Below are 15,527 nucleotides of genomic sequence, written 5' to 3' on the forward strand. Positions count from 1 at the left end.
AGGACTCCCAGCATGCGCACCGAACAACCGAAGATGATTTACCTGAAGGACTATCAGGCGCCGGACTACCTGATCGACGAGACCCACCTGACCTTCGAGTTGTTCGAGGACCACAGCCTGGTCCACGCGCAGTTGGTGATGCGCCGCAACCCCGAGCGCGGCGCCGGCCTGCCGCCGCTGGTGCTGGATGGGCAACTGCTGGAACTGTTGAACGTGAACCTGGCCGATCAGGCGCTGACCGCCGCTGACTACCAGTTGACCGACAGCCACCTGACCGTGCAGCCAACGAGTGCGACCTTCACCCTCGACACCACGGTCAAGATCCACCCGGAAACCAACACCGCGCTGGAAGGCCTGTACAAGTCCGGCAGCATGTTCTGCACCCAGTGCGAGGCCGAAGGCTTTCGCAAGATCACCTATTACCTTGACCGCCCGGACGTGATGAGCACCTTCACCACTACGGTGATCGCCGAGCAACACCGTTACCCGGTGCTGCTGTCCAACGGCAACCCGATTGCCAGCGGCCCTGGCGAAGACGGCCGGCACTGGGCGACCTGGGAAGACCCGTTCAAGAAACCCGCCTACCTGTTCGCGCTGGTGGCCGGTGACCTGTGGTGCGTCGAAGACAGCTTCACCACCATGACCGCGCGCGAAGTGGCGCTGCGCATCTACGTCGAGCCGGAAAATATCGACAAGTGCCAGCACGCCATGACCAGCCTGAAAAAATCCATGCGCTGGGACGAAGAAACCTACGGCCGTGAGTACGATCTCGACATCTTCATGATCGTTGCGGTCAACGATTTCAACATGGGCGCCATGGAGAACAAGGGCCTCAACATCTTCAACTCCAGCGCCGTGCTGGCCCGCGCCGAAACCGCCACCGACGCCGCGCACCAGCGCGTCGAGGCGATCGTCGCCCACGAATATTTCCACAACTGGTCGGGCAACCGCGTCACCTGCCGCGACTGGTTTCAGCTGTCGCTCAAGGAAGGCTTCACCGTGTTCCGTGATTCGGGCTTCTCCGCCGACATGAACTCGGCCACGGTCAAGCGCATCCAGGACGTGGCCTATCTGCGAACCCACCAGTTTGCCGAAGACGCCGGCCCCATGGCCCACGCGGTGCGTCCGGACAGCTTTATCGAGATCTCCAACTTCTACACCCTTACCGTGTACGAAAAGGGTTCGGAAGTGGTCGGCATGATCCACACCTTGCTCGGTGCCGACGGTTTCCGCAAAGGCAGCGACCTGTACTTTGAACGCCACGATGGCCAGGCGGTGACCTGCGACGACTTCATCAAGGCGATGGAAGACGCCAACGGCGCCGACCTCAGCCAGTTCAAGCGCTGGTATAGCCAGGCCGGTACGCCCCGTCTGGCGGTGAGCGAAGCCTTTGATGCGGCCGCCAATACCTACAGCCTGACGTTCCGCCAGAGCTGCCCGGCAACGCCGGACAAGGTCGAAAAACTGCCGTTCGTGATTCCGGTGGAACTGGGCCTGCTGGACGGGAAGGGCGCTGGCATTCCATTGCGCCTGGCGGGTGAAGCAACTGCCGGCGCCACGTCGCGGGTGATTTCGGTGACCGAAGCCGAGCAGACCTTCACCTTTGTCGATATCGCTGAACAGCCGTTGCCTTCGCTGCTGCGTGGGTTCTCGGCGCCGGTGAAACTGAGCTTCCCGTACAGCCGCGACCAACTGATGTTCCTCATGCAGCACGACAGCGACGGTTTCAACCGCTGGGATGCCGGCCAGCAACTGTCGGTGCAGGTCTTGCAGGAACTGATCGGCCAGCACCAGGCCGGCCAGGCGCTGAAGCTGGATCAACGCCTGATCAATGCGCTGCGCTCGGTATTGAGTGATGAAAGCCTGGACCAGGCCATGGTCGCCGAAATGCTCTCGCTGCCCGGCGAAGCGTACCTGGCGGAAATCAGCGAAGTCGCCGATGTGGATGCGATCCACGCCGCCCGCGAGTTCGCGCGCAGGCAACTGGCGGATAACCTGTTCGAAGGCCTGTGGTTGCGTTATCAGGCCAATCGCGAGTTGTCCAAGCAGACCCCGTATGTCGCGGCGGCCGAGCATTTTGCCCGTCGCGCGCTGCAGAACATCGCGCTGTCGTACCTGATGCTCAGCGGCACACCGCAAGTGCTGGCGGCCACCCTCGATCAGTTCGACACCAGCGACAATATGACCGAGCGCCTGACCGCGCTCGCGGTGCTGGTGAACTCGCCCTTCGAGGCGGAGAAGGCGCAGGCGTTGGCGGTGTTCGCCGAGAACTTCAAGGACAACCCGCTGGTCATGGACCAGTGGTTCAGCGTGCAGGCCGGCAGCACCCTGCCGGGCGGACTGGCGCGGGTCAAGGCGCTGATGCAGCATCCGGCGTTCACCATCAAGAACCCGAACAAGGTACGCGCCTTGATCGGTGCGTTTGCCGGGCAGAACCTCGTCAACTTCCATGCCGCCGATGGCTCGGGCTACCGTTTCCTGGCGGACCTGGTGATCGAGCTGAACACGCTGAACCCGCAGATCGCCTCGCGCCAGCTGGCGCCGCTGACGCGCTGGCGCAAATACGACGCTGCGCGCCAGGCGCTGATGAAGGCCGAGCTGGAGCGCATTCGCGGTTGCGGTGAGCTGTCCAGCGATGTGTTCGAGGTGGTCAGCAAGAGCCTGGTGTAAATCGATATAGCGCAGGCGAACTCCGAGTGTGGGAGGGGGTTTGCTCCCGATAGCGGTGTATCAGTCAATTGATTTTTGGCTGATCCGGCGCCATCGGGAGCAAGCCCCCTCCCACAATTGATTGTGGTGTGGTGAGGGCAGGTATCCATGACGTTCGAATCGCCCCTCGCGGCCTACCAGCACGCCATTGCCCAGCAGGGCTTCGTCCCTGACGACGCCCAGCGCTGGGCGGTCGAGGCGCTGCACGTCTGCCATGAAGCCTTGCATCAGGGCCGCGCACCGATCACCGGCGTCTACCTCTGGGGGCCGGTGGGCCGTGGCAAGACCTGGCTGATGGACCAGTTTTACCAAAGCCTGCGCGTGCCTGCGCGGCGTCAGCACTTCCATCACTTCATGGCCTGGGTGCATCAGCGCTCGTTCCAGCTCACCGGCATCCAGGATCCCTTGCAGGCGCTGGCCCGTGAGCTCAGCCAGGCCGTGCGGGTGCTGTGCTTCGATGAGTTGTTCGTCAACGACATTGGCGATGCGATCATTCTCGGCCGTCTGTTCCAGGTGATGTTCGAGCACGGCGTGGTGGTGGTGTGCACCTCCAATCAACCACCCGACCAGTTGTATGCCGGTGGCTTCAACCGCGAGCGTTTCCTGCCGGGCATCGCGGCGATCCAGCAGCATATGCGCGTGGTGGCCGTGGACGGCGGCGAGGATCATCGTTTGCACCCGGGCGTGGATGTGCAGCGCTACTGGGTCAATCAGGCCGATGCACTGGCGGCGGTGTTCGAGACATTGAGCGACGGGCCAGCGCTCGGCGGAGGGGCGATCAGCGTAGGGCATCGTTCGATCATGACGGTGCAGGCCAGTGACACGGTGCTGTGGTGCCGCTATCCCGACTTGTGCGAGCAACCCCTGGCCGCGATGGACTTCATGCTCTTGTGCGATCGTTTCAAAGCGATTCTGCTGGGTGAGGTGCCCAACCTCAGTGCACAACAGCGTCCGGGGCGCATCGCCCGAGGCACTGAAGACGCTGCCACGCGCGTAGTAGCGGGGGATCGCGAACTGCCGCAGTTGTCGGTGCACGATGATAGTGTGCGTCGCTTCATTGCTTTGGTGGATGAGTGCTATGACCGCAAGGTGCCGCTGTTCATAGAGGCCAGCGTGCCGCTGCAAAGCCTGTACACGGAGGGTTATCTGGCGTTCCCATTTCGACGGACCCTGAGCCGACTGCAGGAGATGCAATGGCAGCGTTTTGGTCTGTGACAAACTTTTCGCTGCGTAAGCTTCGCTTTTTCGTACATGCCTTTGTAGTGAATCGCCTTCATCCGCTGCTGACTCCGCGCTTACAATCGGTGCCCTCAAAGGGAGCCGATTCCCTTGCTGTCATGATCGAGGACGCTGATGGACACCCCTGATATCCTGGTGCTGCAAGCCAGTTACACCAATCCGGTGCACGCCGAGGCGATTGCCCTGGTGCTCAACCATTACGCCGAACACCCCATGGGCGGGGGGCACAGCCTGCCCGCCGACCTTGTGCAGCAACTGCCGGCCGAACTGGCCAAGCGCCCCTACGCTTTCAGCGTGCTGGCGTTTGTGGGGGGCGAGCCTGCCGGTCTGGTCAATTGTTTTGAAAGCTTTTCCACCTTTGCCTGTCGCCCGTTGGTCAACGTCCACGATGTGGCGGTGATGGAAGCGTTTCGCGGCCTGGGGTTGAGCCAGAAGATGCTGCAAAAGGTCGAGGAAATCGCGCGCCAGCGCGGCTGCTGCAAAATCACCCTGGAAGTGCTGGAAGGCAATGAAGTGGCACAGTCGGCCTATCGAAAGTTCGGGTTCGATGATTCGGTATTTGATCCGGCCAATGGCCGCATGCTGTTCTGGAATAAACCGCTTTAATAAATAACCGCAAAAAAAAGGGCGCCATTAAATGGCGCCCAATAAACCGTTTGCCAAAGGCGCGCAGTGGTAACGGGTGGTGCAGATTAACGAAGCGTTAAATTAACTGTTTGGCTGCTGCTGTTCGTCGGTATCGGCTTTTAATGTCTTGCCGTCAGCGGAAGCAGTTTGTTCGTTAGTGCCGTGGGTCTTTTCCTGCATGAAGGTGAAGTCATTGTAGAACTGCTTCGAACGCTCCGAGCCACCTTCTGCAAAGGCGGCGGCTGAGGTCAGGGTCATCAGGCTGGCAAGCATCAAGGTCGAAAGTTTCATGGCAGTATTTCCATTAAGAGTGATCGTTGTTCGTTCGCTCCACGAGCGAACTCATGGGGCGATTGTGGGGCGATCTTATTAAGTGGAAATTAACGCAAGCAACAGTCAGTGATAACAACTTTGTTAACGTTGCAGACGCGGACCTCAGAGTTTCCAGTCCATCGCCAACGTGATCGAGCGTGGGTCGCCCCAGTACACGCCGTTATAAAAGCCGACGCGCTCATAGTACTTTTTATCGAATAAATTATTGACGTTAAGCGACGCCGAAACATGTTCGTTGAACTGGTAGCGGGACATCAGGTTCACCAGCGAGTAAGCCTGTTGAGTGATCTTCGCCCGAGTGGTGATGGGGTTGCCCTTGGCGTCGCGCTCGCCGGTCGGCCTGTTGCTCCAGGCATAGGTTTCGCTCTGCCAGTTGAAGGCGCCGCCCACCGTCAACTGGCGCCACGCGCCCGGCAGCCGATATGCACTCGACAGCCGCAGCAGGTTCAGCGGTTGCTCGACGTTGTTGCGTTGGTCTTTGCCGTTCACGGAGTGGGTGTAGGTGTAGCCCGCCGTGATATTCCAGTCGGGCATCACTTCACCGGCCAGCTCCACTTCAAACCCGCGCACCTTGTTGCCCTTGCCGCCTGATTTGTAGAACGACTCTCTCGTCTTTGGGTCCGGCGGCACTGAGTCGTCCAGCTCCGCAACGTTGTCCTGGGTACTCCAGAAATAGGCGGTGGCAAGGTTCAAGCGCTCATTGAGCAGGCTGCCCTTGAGGCCCACCTCATAATTGCTGCCGACCACGGGCTCCAGGTATTTTCTGCTGGCATCACGTCGGTCCTGCGGTTTGAAGATGTCGGTGTAGCTCGCGTAAACGGTGTAGGCCGGGGTCAGGTCGTAAAGCAGGCCGGCGTAGGGCGTCCACATATCATTGTGGACCTGGTGGTTTTTATCGGACTTGATCCACTGGTCGTCATTATCGTATTGGGGCCAGGAGTTTTCGATTTCCCAACTGCCATAGCGGCTGCCCAGTACCGCGTGCGTGCGGTCAGTCAGGCTCAGGCGTGTGGCCAGGTAGCCCGCTTTCTGCTCCTTGCGGCTGTGTTCACCCTTGAGACCGGTGGTGACATCGGCAAACTTGCCGATGCCGCCCATGTGCTTCCAGTCTTCGATGGTGCGGTAGCCGTCGGGCAGTACATTGCGCTGATGCGGCGAAGCGTCTCTTTGCTGCGATTGGCCGTAGCCCATCATCAATTCATGCTGACGCCCCAGTAACGAATAGGCGCCGGAAAGGTTGAAGTCGAACACGTCCATCCTGGAGGTGCCGACCATGCGACTGGCCCAGGCGCCCATGCCGCTGCGGTCCGCATTCGGGAAGCCGGTGCCGCCGTAATACACCTTGCCGTCGGTATCGCTTTGTCGGTGGGTGTAAGCGGCTTTCAGGCGCCAGTCCCCGCCCAGTTTGTGATCGAGGGTAGTGAACAGGGTTTTGTCGGTCAGCGGCCAGGAGCTCCAGTGCGCGGCCATGTTGGTGGAGCGTGACAGCCCGGCCTTGCCGCCCTGGCTGTTCCAGTAAGGCACGGTGCCCCAGGAGGTGCCTTGCACCTGCTTGTCCTGATAGTCATAGCCCACCGCAAGCACGGTGTCGTCACTCAGGTCGCCTTCCAGAATGCCGTAACCCACCACGCGCTGAAGCGTGTAGTTGTCACGGTACGATTGACTGTCGCGGTAGGCCAGCACGCCGCGCCCGCGCAGCCTGCCGTCAAACGCCAGCGGGCCGCCCACGTCCACATAGCTGTGGTAGTTGTCATAGCTGCCGGCGCTGAGCCCGGTTTTAGCCTGCCATTGGCCGGTCGGCCGCTTGCGTACCATATTGACTGTGGCCGACGGGTCGCCCGCGCCGGTGGTCAAGCCGGTGGCACCGCGTACCACTTCGATACGGTCGTAAATGATGGTGTCGGCGTCGGACTTCATGAAGCCGAAGGTATTGAGCATCCCGTCGACCTGGAAGTTGCTGATGCCGTAGCCGCGGGCCGAGTACGAGGCCCTGTCCGAGTCGTTGTGCTGCACCACGACGCCGGTGGTCTGGCGCAAGGCCTCGGTCAGGGTGTTGAGGTTGAAGTCGTCCATTTGCTGGCGGGTGACCACCGAGACCGATTGCGGGGTCTCCTTGATGGACAGGTTCAGGCGCGTGGCGGTGCTCATGGCGCCGGTGGTGTAGGCCCCGGTGTGTTCGGTGTTGGTATCCAGGCCCTCGGCGGTGACGCTGGTGGCGGCCAGTTCGAGTGCCGTGGAAGGCGTGTGCTCGGGATCGGTTTCAGCCAGAAGCTCGGGGCTGAAGACGCTGCCGAAGAGGCCGAGGGTGAGGGTGATGGAACGGGTGAAGGGCGAAAGCATGGTGGCAGACTCCTTTTTTCTTTGTAGCCTTTTCGATAAAAAAGGCCTTGGCTCAAAGACGAAAGGAGTCGTGCAACTTTAGGCTTAAACAAGAATGATTATTATCTTCTTGTTTCAGGGGGGGGCTATTTGAGTACCACCTCGTTCGGTTCGATCTTCTTCGGCTTGATCAGGCTGAAGTCGATCAAGCCCTTCTGTTTGGTCTCGTAAGGATTGCCGATCATCAGCGGACGCGGCTTGAAGCTGTCACTCACCAGGCTTCGGCTGCGGTCCCATTCGTCGAAGCTCAACCCGGCCAGATCGGCCCAGGTGTGAATCAACTGCGAGCTGCTGTAAGGGCGTTGAAGGTCGCCGGCAAAACTCCAGTCGTGGCTTTCGCGCCATTTGGGCGACGCGTAGGCCATGAACGGGATGGTGTACATCGGCGCGGTCGGCTTGGCTTCGTTACGGCCCAGGGTGCTGTGACCGACGGAGTCGAACACGTCTTCGCCGTGGTCCGACAGGTACAGCAAAAAGCCGTTGGGATCGCTTTTGGCGTAGTCCTTGATCAGGCTCGACACCACGAAATCGTTGTACAGCACCGCGTTGTCGTAGCTGTTGTAGGTTGGCAACTGCGCATCGCTGACGCCCTTGGGCACGCCCTGGCGGTCGGTGAACTTGTCGAAGCTGGGCGGGTAGCGGTACTGGTAGCTCATGTGTGTGCCCAACAGGTGCACCACGATGAACTTGCGCTCGGCGCCGTCGGCCAGGGCCTTGGCGAAGGGCGCCAGCACGTCGCCGTCGTACTGGCGGGCGTTCTGGTTGCGATTATTGTTGAGGTACACCTGCTCGTCGGCCTGTTCGGAAAAGGTCGTCAGCATGGTGTTGCGCTTGGTCATGGTCTGCTGGTTGGTGATCCAGTAGGTCTTGTAACCGGCCTGTTTCATCACGCTGACAATCGACGGAGTCTTGAGGTACAGGTCGGGGTTCTCTTCGTCGGCGAACGTCAGCACCTGTTGCAGCGCCTCGATGGTGTAGGGGCGCGGGGTGATGACGTTGTCGAACACGGCCAGTTGATCACGCAACTTGTCGAGTTCCGGCGTGGTGTTGCGCGGGTAGCCGTAGAGGCTCATGCGCTGGCGGTTGGTCGACTCGCCGATGACCAGCACCAGGGTCGACGGCTGACCGGCGTTGTTGTCCTTGAGGTTTTTCAGGGGCGGGATCTGGCTGGCGCTGGTGAGCATGCCCTGCATGTTGTCCAGCTGTTCGGTGTAGCGACGGTAAGCCACGATCATCTGCCACGGCACGGCGGGCTCGATGCGGGTTTCGAAACGGTCGATGGCCTGTTCCATGGTGTCGCTGGTGGCGATCTGCTTGACCAGCGGGTAACCGACCACGGCCAGTACGATGGCGGCAGCGGCCAGCATCGACTGCCCGCGCGGCATGTACACCGGGCGCAGGCGGGTCCACAGTAACACGGCGAAGGCGGTGTGGGCGATAAACGCCAGCACGATCCACCACGCGAAATATTGGGTCGCGTACTCGCCGGCTTCAGAGATGTTCGACTCGAACATGATGAAGATGACGCTCTGGGAAAATTCCTGCTGGTAAATGAAGAAATAGCCCAGGCTGGCCATGGAACATGCCCACAGCACCACACCGATCAAAGCCGCCAGCAAGCGTGTACGGCGCGGGAATAAAAGCATCGGCGCCAGCCACAGCGCACTCATGAAGAAGGCCTGACGAAACCCGCTGAAACCGGAAGTGCCGGTCAGCTGGATCAGCAGTTGGGTAATACCCGAGAAGTACCAGAAGAACAGAAACAGCCAACCGAAGCCGGCCCAATCAAAGCCTTTTGCAGACGCAGTGCTGCGCTTGAACATCGCCATCCAACGCTCCAACCCAATTATTTTCAGCCGGCGCGCAGGAACGCGCGCCAACAGAGGCCGCCCTTGCATGGGGTGGCCCTTCGGGCGGGGAGTATCGGGGGGAGAGTGTGAAAACTTTGTCAGCGCTCTGTAAGCATTATCTTACAGAGCGGTTCAGCACAGCGCGGGGCGGGCGCCGGAGGTCTGTTCGAGCTGGCCTTGCAGGTGCGAGCGCAGACGCAGGACCTCCTGCTGCAGTTGATCGCGTTCGTCCTTCAACTGGCGCAATTCATCGCGACGGATGCTGACGTAAAGCGTCTGTGGAGGACGGGACATCTGTGCTGTGCTCATTGCTTGCCTCGCAAATAGCCGGTAGATCGCGGTGCCGGAACGCAGAATGGGAGTTCTCGGCATCAGTCGGAAGCAATTCTGAATTCTTTTTTCCATCAAGGGAACTTTTTTATTTTTGGCGGTCGTGTGACTTTTGCCGCAGTGATGGTGAAACGATGGCAACTTTTTTAGCATGAAACTCCCGCTATCCGCTCTGGACTAACCCTCATTAGCCTCATTGCGCTATAAACTATGTCACACATTTTTTAGCAGTTAGGAGCATCAGCACATGCAACTGGGGATTATTGGACTAGGCCGCATGGGCGGTAACATTGCGCGGCGCCTGATGCTCAATGGGCATACCACCGTTGTTTATGACCGTAACGAAGCATTCGTCAAAGGCTTGAGCGAGGAGGGCGCCACCGGCGTCGCCGACTTGAAAGCCCTGGTGGCCGGGCTGCAGAAGCCTCGCGCCGTGTGGGTCATGTTGCCGGCAGGCGACCCGACCGAAGACACCATCAATGCGTTGAGCGAGCTGTTGGAAGACGGTGACGTGATCATCGACGGCGGCAACACCAACTACAAGGACGACGTACGCCGCGGCAAGGCCCTGGCGGAAAAGGGCCTGCACTATGTGGACGTCGGCACCTCCGGCGGCGTCTGGGGCCTGGAGCGCGGCTACTGCATGATGATCGGCGGCGACGTCGAGACCGTGCAGCGCCTCGACCCGATCTTCAAGAGCCTGGCCCCGGGCGTTGGCAGCATCCCGCGAACCAGGGACCGTTCCGCCAGCGCCGATCCGCGTGCCGAGCACGGCTACATCCACGCCGGACCTGCGGGCGCCGGGCATTTCGTCAAGATGATCCACAACGGCATCGAATACGGGATGATGCAGGCGTTCGCTGAAGGCTTTGACATCCTCAAGACCAAGAACTCGGACAATCTGCCCCAGGACCAGCGCTTTGACCTCAATGTGGCTGACATCGCCGAAGTCTGGCGCCGCGGCAGCGTGGTGTCGTCGTGGTTGCTGGACCTGACCGCCGACGCGCTGGCCACCGACCCGAAACTCGACGGTTACTCCGGTTCCGTCGCCGACAGTGGCGAAGGCCGCTGGACCATCGAAGCCGCCATGGAGCAGGCCGTGCCGGTCCCGGTGCTGTCCACCTCGCTGTTCGCACGCTTCCGCTCGCGTCAGCAGAGCACCTACGGTGACAAAATGCTCTCTGCCATGCGCTTCGGCTTTGGCGGTCACGTGGAGACTTCCAAAAAATGACCGCCAACGGCAAAAAACCACAGGCCGAGCCCGCACCACCCACCACGCTGTTTTTGTTTGGCGCCCATGGCGACCTGGTCAAGCGTCTGCTGATGCCGGCGCTGTACAACCTCAGCCGTGATGGCTTGTTGGGCGATGGCCTGCGGATTGTCGGCGTCGATCACAACGCCATCAGCGATGCCGATTTCGCCAAGAAGCTCGAAGATTTCATTCGCACCGAAGCCGCGAGCAAGGTCAAGGGCAATGCCGAGCATGCCCTCGACCCCGAGCTGTGGGCGCAGTTGGCCAAGGGCATCAGCTATGTCGAGGGCGACTTTCTCGACGACAGCACCTACGCCGACATCGGCAAGAAGATCGCCGACAGCGGCACCGGCAACGCGGTGTTCTACCTGGCCACCGCGCCGCGCTTCTTCAGTGAAGTGGTGCAGCGCCTGGGCAGTGCCGGTTTGTTGACGGAAACCGACGAGAGCTTCCGCCGCGTGGTCATCGAGAAGCCGTTCGGCTCCGACCTGGCGACCGCCGAAGCGCTGAACGCGTGCCTGCTCAAGGTGATGAGCGAGAAGCAGATCTATCGCATCGACCATTACCTGGGCAAGGAGACGGTGCAGAACATCCTGATCAGCCGTTTCTCCAACGTGCTGTTCGAGGCGTTCTGGAACAACCATTACATCGACCACGTGCAGATCACCGCCGCCGAAACCGTTGGCGTGGAAACCCGGGGTAATTTCTTCGAGAAAACCGGCACCCTGCGCGACATGGTGCCTAATCACCTGTTCCAATTGCTGGCGATGGTCGCCATGGAACCGCCGGCGGCCTTCGGTGCCGACGCGGTGCGGGGTGAAAAGGCCAAGGTGATCGGTGCCGTGCGGCCCTGGTCGCTGGAAGATGCGCGGGCCAACTCGGTGCGGGGGCAGTACACCGCCGGCGAAATCGGCGGCAAGTCACTGCCCGGTTACCGCGAAGAAGCCAACGTGGCGCCCGACAGCAGCACCGAGACGTTTGTTGCCCTCAAGGTGATGATCGACAACTGGCGCTGGGTGGGCGTGCCGTTCTACCTGCGTACCGGCAAGCGCATGAGCGTGCGTGACACCGAAATCGTGATCTGCTTCAAGCCTGCGCCCTACGCGCAGTTTCGCGACACCGATGTGGACGAACTCGAGCCCACCTACCTGAAAATCCAGATTCAGCCCAACGAGGGCATGTGGTTCGACCTGCTGGCGAAAAAGCCCGGGCCGACCCTGGACATGGCCAACATCCAGCTGGGTTTTGCCTACAAGGACTTCTTCGAGATGCAGCCGTCGACCGGGTACGAAACCCTGATCTACGACTGCATGACCGGCGACCAGACCTTGTTCCAGCGGGCCGACAACATCGAAAACGGCTGGCGTGCGGTGCAGCCGTTTCTTGATGCGTGGCAGCAGGACGACGGGATCCAGGCCTACAAGGCGGGCGAGGACGGCCCGGCCGCCTCCGATGCATTGCTGGCGCGCGACGGTCGCACCTGGCACAGCCTCGGATGAGTGACGCGGCGATCCATCCCATCCGTTTTATCCTGAGTGACGTGGACGGCACCTTGTTGCACCCGGACCACCGCCTCAGCCAGCGCACTGCCGATGCGGTGCGGGCGTTGCGCGAGGCCGGGGTGTTTTTCAGCCTGGCCAGCGGGCGACCGCCCAAGGCCATGCATCATCTGATCGAGGCCTTCGGCATTGATGTGCCGGTGGCGGGCTTCAACGGTGGCACGCTGATCAACCCCGATGGCAGCATTCTGGTTGCCCACCACCTGCCGGCGGAGGCGGCGCTGATTGCCCTGGCGCTGTTTTCGGCCGAGCCGGACGTGGAAGTCTGGGTGTTCGCCGACGGTGACTGGTTGCGGCGTGATCCGCCGGGGCCTATGGAGCCGCGCGAGGCTGCAGGGCTGGGCTATGGCCCAATCGTGGTGGAGAGTTTCGAGCCGTACCTGGATCGGGTCGACAAGATTGTCGCGGCCAGCAACAACACCGGCTTGCTGGTGGAGCTGGAAGCGCAGTTGCATCCCAAGGTAGAGGGCCTGGCTCAGGTATCACGTTCGCAACCGGTTTACCTGGATGTGACGGCGATGCTGGCCAACAAGGGCGAGGCCTTGAAGACCCTGGCGGCGCACCTTGGGGTGCCGCTTGCGCAGACCGCCGCCATTGGCGACGGCGGCAATGACCCGGCGATGTTTCACGTGGCGGGGTTGTCGATTGCCATGGGCCAGGCGGAAGAAACCGTCAAGCACCAGGCGACTGTCGTCACCGGCAGCAATCTGGATGATGGCGCGGCGGAGGCGTTCGAACGCTTTATTCTCGCGCCGCGCGCAGGCTCTTAGAGGCCCAGCTCGAACGGGCGATCACTGTTTGCAGTGATCGCCCGTCAGGGTCATGCCTTACTTGGGCATTGCCCAGGACTGCAACTGGTAGCCGTGCTCGTCGAGTTCGGCACGCGCCTGCAACAGCAGATCTTCCAATTGCGCCGGGTCGGTGTAAGCGCTTGACGACAGCTGCTTGCTGCCGATGCGGGTGTTGGTGCGGTCGATGACGCTCAGGCTGAGGGCGCCAACGCCATCATGCCAGGCCACGCACTGAAAGGGCTGGAAGGCACGGTCTGCGATCAAAAGAGCTTCGTTGATGCGGAGCGGGGCGTTCATGTGGGTCTTCTCTCTGTATGCCCATTCAAGTCAGCACCGGCGGTTGGGCTGACCGTGCGGTGGGTTACTTGTACTGATGCACGATGCCCGGGTTCGGGTCACATACTGACGCAATTAATTTTCAAGGCTTGATCTGCGGATGGAGACGGTGGCTTTTTGCCCGCACTTATAGCGAAATGTTACATAGTGCTCGTCAATAAATTGATAGTGTGGCAGTCAGGCGTCCCAAATCTTTGTTTATAAATAACTTTAACAATTTTGACGCCAAGGAATAGTCATGATTGTTACACCCGTCCCGCGACGCTTGCTTGTGGTTGACCCCTGTGACGATTGTCACGGCCTGCTGCCCGGTTTGCGCGCCGCCGGCTGGGACGTGGACAGTTGCGCACTGGAAACGGTAGGGGACCGCTCCTGTGATATCGGTTTGTTGCGTTTGCAGCCGTATCACCTGGAGCGCCCCGAGGCCGTCAAGGAACTGATCAGCCGCAGCGGCACCGAATGGATTGCTGTGCTCGACCAGGACGTACTGCGCCTGCAGAACGTCGGCGATTTTGTCTGCGAGTGGTTTTTCGACTTCCATACCCTGCCGTTCGATGTGTCGCGAGTGCAGGTCATTCTCGGCCGTGCGTTCGGCATGGCGCGCTTGCGCGGCAAGGGCAACACGCCGGTGGACGGGCCCGAACACGAATTACTCGGCGACAGCAGGGCGATCCGCGAGCTGCGCAAGTTGCTGTCAAAGTTGGCGCCCACCGAGTCACCGGTGCTGATTCGCGGTGACAGCGGCACCGGCAAGGAGCTGGTCGCCAAGACCCTGCACCGCCAGTCCCAGCGTCATGCCAGGCCATTCGTGGCGATCAACTGCGGTGCCATCCCCGAACACCTGATCCAGTCCGAACTGTTCGGCCATGAAAAAGGCGCGTTTACCGGCGCCCATCAGCGCAAGATCGGCCGCATCGAAGCCGCGAATGGCGGCACCCTGTTTCTCGATGAAATCGGCGACTTGCCGATGGAGTTGCAAGCGAACCTGCTGCGCTTTCTCCAGGAAAAACAGGTCGAACGCGTCGGCGGCAGTCAGCCGATACCGGTGGATGTGCGGGTACTGGCGGCGACCCACGTCGACCTCGAAGCGGCGGTGGTCAAGGGCACCTTTCGCGAAGACCTGTATTACCGCCTGAATGTGCTGCAAGTGGTCACCGCCCCCCTGCGCGAGCGGCACGGTGACGTCGCGATGCTGGCCAACCACTTTTCACGCTTCTACAGCCAGGAAACCGGCCGCCGCCCGCGCAGTTTCAGCGAGGACGCGCTGGTTGCCATGGGGCAGCATCCCTGGCCGGGCAACGTGCGTGAACTGGCCAACCGCGTACGCCGCGGTCTGGTACTGGCCGAAGGGCGCCAGATCGAGGCCACCGACCTGGGCTTGCTGGGCAAGCGGGCCGTGTCGCCACCCATGGCCACACTGGAAGACTACAAGCACCGCGCCGAACGCCAGGCGTTGTGCGACGTGCTCAATCGACACAGCGACAACCTGAGCATCGCGGCCCGCGTGCTGGGCGTCTCCCGGCCCACGTTCTACCGGTTATTGCACAAGCACCAGATCCGCTAGACGCGCCCACTCCACGTCCACACCTTGAGGCTAGCGTGCTTGTCGCGGGTGATTGGGTTGTTGTGGCGAGCGGGCTTGCCCTAATGCCGTTCAGTTAAGCGCAGATTCCTTGTGGCGAGCAGGCTTGTCCTGCGTTGGGCTGCGCAGCAGCCCCAAAACCAGGCGCTGAGCCGTATCAGGTACACCGCGTTTTGCTCGATGGGGGGCGCTGCGCACCCCAACGCGGGGCAAGCCCGCTCGCCACAATAAGCCCACAAGAGCCCTCTTGATCGTTCCCACGCGTGGGAACGATCAAAATTTCCTTAACTGAACGGCATTAGGGCAAGCCCTAATGCCGTTCAGTTAAGCGCAGATTCCCTGTGGCGAGCAGGCTTGTCCTGCGTTGGGCTGCGCAGCAGCCCCAAAGCCAGGCGCTGAGCCGTATCAGGTACACAGCGTTTTGCTTGATGGGGGGCGCTGCGCACCCCAACGCGGGGCAAGCCCGCTCGCCACAATAAGCCCACAAGAGCCCTCTTGATCGTTCCCACGCGTGGGAACGATCAAAATTTCCTTAACTGA

General features: G+C 60.9%; 12 protein-coding genes. 7 read left to right on the forward strand and 5 right to left on the reverse strand.

The genetic code is table 11. The features are described 5' to 3' along the window. Positions 1-12 precede the first annotated feature (12 nt). The 3 genes from pepN to RHM60_RS02255 all read left to right on the forward strand — a co-directional run bounded on the left by pepN (position 13) and on the right by RHM60_RS02255 (position 4,554). Complete coding sequence (pepN, locus tag RHM60_RS02245) at positions 13-2,670, forward strand: aminopeptidase N (RefSeq protein ID WP_322213456.1); 2,658 nt, start codon at positions 13-15, stop codon at positions 2,668-2,670. A 147-nt stretch (positions 2,671-2,817) separates the two neighbouring features. Beyond that, entirely contained in the window at positions 2,818-3,924 is a 1,107-nt protein-coding gene (gene zapE, locus RHM60_RS02250; protein WP_322213457.1) for a cell division protein ZapE, read from the forward strand. Positions 3,925-4,062: 138 nt separating this feature from the next. Next, positions 4,063-4,554: a GNAT family N-acetyltransferase gene (locus RHM60_RS02255; protein WP_322213459.1), complete on the forward strand. Its 492-nt coding sequence runs from the start codon at positions 4,063-4,065 to the stop codon at positions 4,552-4,554. Positions 4,555-4,656: 102 nt separating this feature from the next. Here RHM60_RS02255 and RHM60_RS02260 read toward each other — a convergent pair whose 3' ends face one another. The 4 genes from RHM60_RS02260 to RHM60_RS02275 form a co-directional block, all read right to left on the reverse strand. After that, a complete protein-coding gene (locus RHM60_RS02260; protein WP_209981551.1) occupies positions 4,657-4,866 on the reverse strand; it encodes a hypothetical protein in 210 nt (69 codons plus the stop codon). A 144-nt stretch (positions 4,867-5,010) separates the two neighbouring features. Continuing rightward, positions 5,011-7,248, reverse strand: coding sequence for a TonB-dependent siderophore receptor (locus tag RHM60_RS02265; RefSeq protein WP_322213460.1), 2,238 nt, complete (start codon positions 7,246-7,248; stop codon positions 5,011-5,013). A gap of 125 nt (positions 7,249-7,373) precedes the next feature. Then, positions 7,374-9,116: a phosphoethanolamine transferase CptA gene (locus RHM60_RS02270; protein WP_322213462.1), complete on the reverse strand. Its 1,743-nt coding sequence runs from the start codon at positions 9,114-9,116 to the stop codon at positions 7,374-7,376. A gap of 153 nt (positions 9,117-9,269) precedes the next feature. Next, positions 9,270-9,431 (reverse strand): DUF6026 family protein, encoded by a 162-nt coding sequence (locus RHM60_RS02275; RefSeq protein ID WP_169793800.1) that lies wholly within the window; start codon positions 9,429-9,431, stop codon positions 9,270-9,272. A gap of 283 nt (positions 9,432-9,714) precedes the next feature. Here RHM60_RS02275 and gnd point away from each other — a divergent pair, with 283 nt between their 5' ends. From gnd to RHM60_RS02290, 3 genes are read left to right on the forward strand one after another with little or no spacing between them, the layout of a single operon-like run. Continuing rightward, complete coding sequence (gene gnd / locus RHM60_RS02280) at positions 9,715-10,698, forward strand: phosphogluconate dehydrogenase (NAD(+)-dependent, decarboxylating) (protein ID WP_209981556.1); 984 nt, start codon at positions 9,715-9,717, stop codon at positions 10,696-10,698. Beyond that, positions 10,695-12,218, forward strand: a complete 1,524-nt coding sequence (gene zwf / locus RHM60_RS02285) for a glucose-6-phosphate dehydrogenase (RefSeq protein WP_322213463.1) — start codon at positions 10,695-10,697, stop codon at positions 12,216-12,218. Before gnd ends, zwf begins: the two co-directional genes overlap by 4 nt. Further along, complete coding sequence (locus RHM60_RS02290; RefSeq protein WP_209981560.1) at positions 12,215-13,048, forward strand: HAD family hydrolase; 834 nt, start codon at positions 12,215-12,217, stop codon at positions 13,046-13,048. The genes zwf and RHM60_RS02290 overlap by 4 nt, the downstream gene beginning before the upstream one ends. Positions 13,049-13,105: 57 nt before the next feature. Here RHM60_RS02290 and RHM60_RS02295 read toward each other — a convergent pair whose 3' ends face one another. Beyond that, positions 13,106-13,366, reverse strand: coding sequence for a hypothetical protein (locus RHM60_RS02295; protein WP_209981562.1), 261 nt, complete (start codon positions 13,364-13,366; stop codon positions 13,106-13,108). 277 nt (positions 13,367-13,643) lie between these two features. Here RHM60_RS02295 and RHM60_RS02300 point away from each other — a divergent pair, with 277 nt between their 5' ends. After that, the gene (locus RHM60_RS02300) at positions 13,644-14,969 is read left to right on the forward strand and encodes a sigma-54 dependent transcriptional regulator (RefSeq protein WP_209981564.1); all 1,326 of its coding nucleotides are present in this window, start codon (positions 13,644-13,646) and stop codon (positions 14,967-14,969) included. Positions 14,970-15,527: the final 558 nt, after the last annotated feature.

The sequence above is a fragment of the Pseudomonas sp. MH9.3 genome (genome assembly GCF_034354675.1).
GTDB lineage: Bacteria > Pseudomonadota > Gammaproteobacteria > Pseudomonadales > Pseudomonadaceae > Aquipseudomonas.

Bases quoted from the DNA above. Each gene is read 5' to 3' on its own strand.
- pepN (WP_322213456.1), top strand. From the start codon at position 13: ATGCGCACCGAACAACCGAAGATGATTTACCTGAAGGACTATCAGGCG.
- zapE (WP_322213457.1), top strand. From the start codon at position 2,818: ATGACGTTCGAATCGCCCCTCGCGGCCTACCAGCACGCCATTGCCCAG.
- RHM60_RS02255 (WP_322213459.1), top strand. From the start codon at position 4,063: ATGGACACCCCTGATATCCTGGTGCTGCAAGCCAGTTACACCAATCCG.
- RHM60_RS02260 (WP_209981551.1), bottom strand. From the start codon at position 4,866: ATGAAACTTTCGACCTTGATGCTTGCCAGCCTGATGACCCTGACCTCA.
- RHM60_RS02265 (WP_322213460.1), bottom strand. From the start codon at position 7,248: ATGCTTTCGCCCTTCACCCGTTCCATCACCCTCACCCTCGGCCTCTTC.
- RHM60_RS02270 (WP_322213462.1), bottom strand. From the start codon at position 9,116: ATGGCGATGTTCAAGCGCAGCACTGCGTCTGCAAAAGGCTTTGATTGG.
- RHM60_RS02275 (WP_169793800.1), bottom strand. From the start codon at position 9,431: ATGTCCCGTCCTCCACAGACGCTTTACGTCAGCATCCGTCGCGATGAA.
- gnd (WP_209981556.1), top strand. From the start codon at position 9,715: ATGCAACTGGGGATTATTGGACTAGGCCGCATGGGCGGTAACATTGCG.
- zwf (WP_322213463.1), top strand. From the start codon at position 10,695: ATGACCGCCAACGGCAAAAAACCACAGGCCGAGCCCGCACCACCCACC.
- RHM60_RS02290 (WP_209981560.1), top strand. From the start codon at position 12,215: ATGAGTGACGCGGCGATCCATCCCATCCGTTTTATCCTGAGTGACGTG.
- RHM60_RS02295 (WP_209981562.1), bottom strand. From the start codon at position 13,366: ATGAACGCCCCGCTCCGCATCAACGAAGCTCTTTTGATCGCAGACCGT.
- RHM60_RS02300 (WP_209981564.1), top strand. From the start codon at position 13,644: ATGATTGTTACACCCGTCCCGCGACGCTTGCTTGTGGTTGACCCCTGT.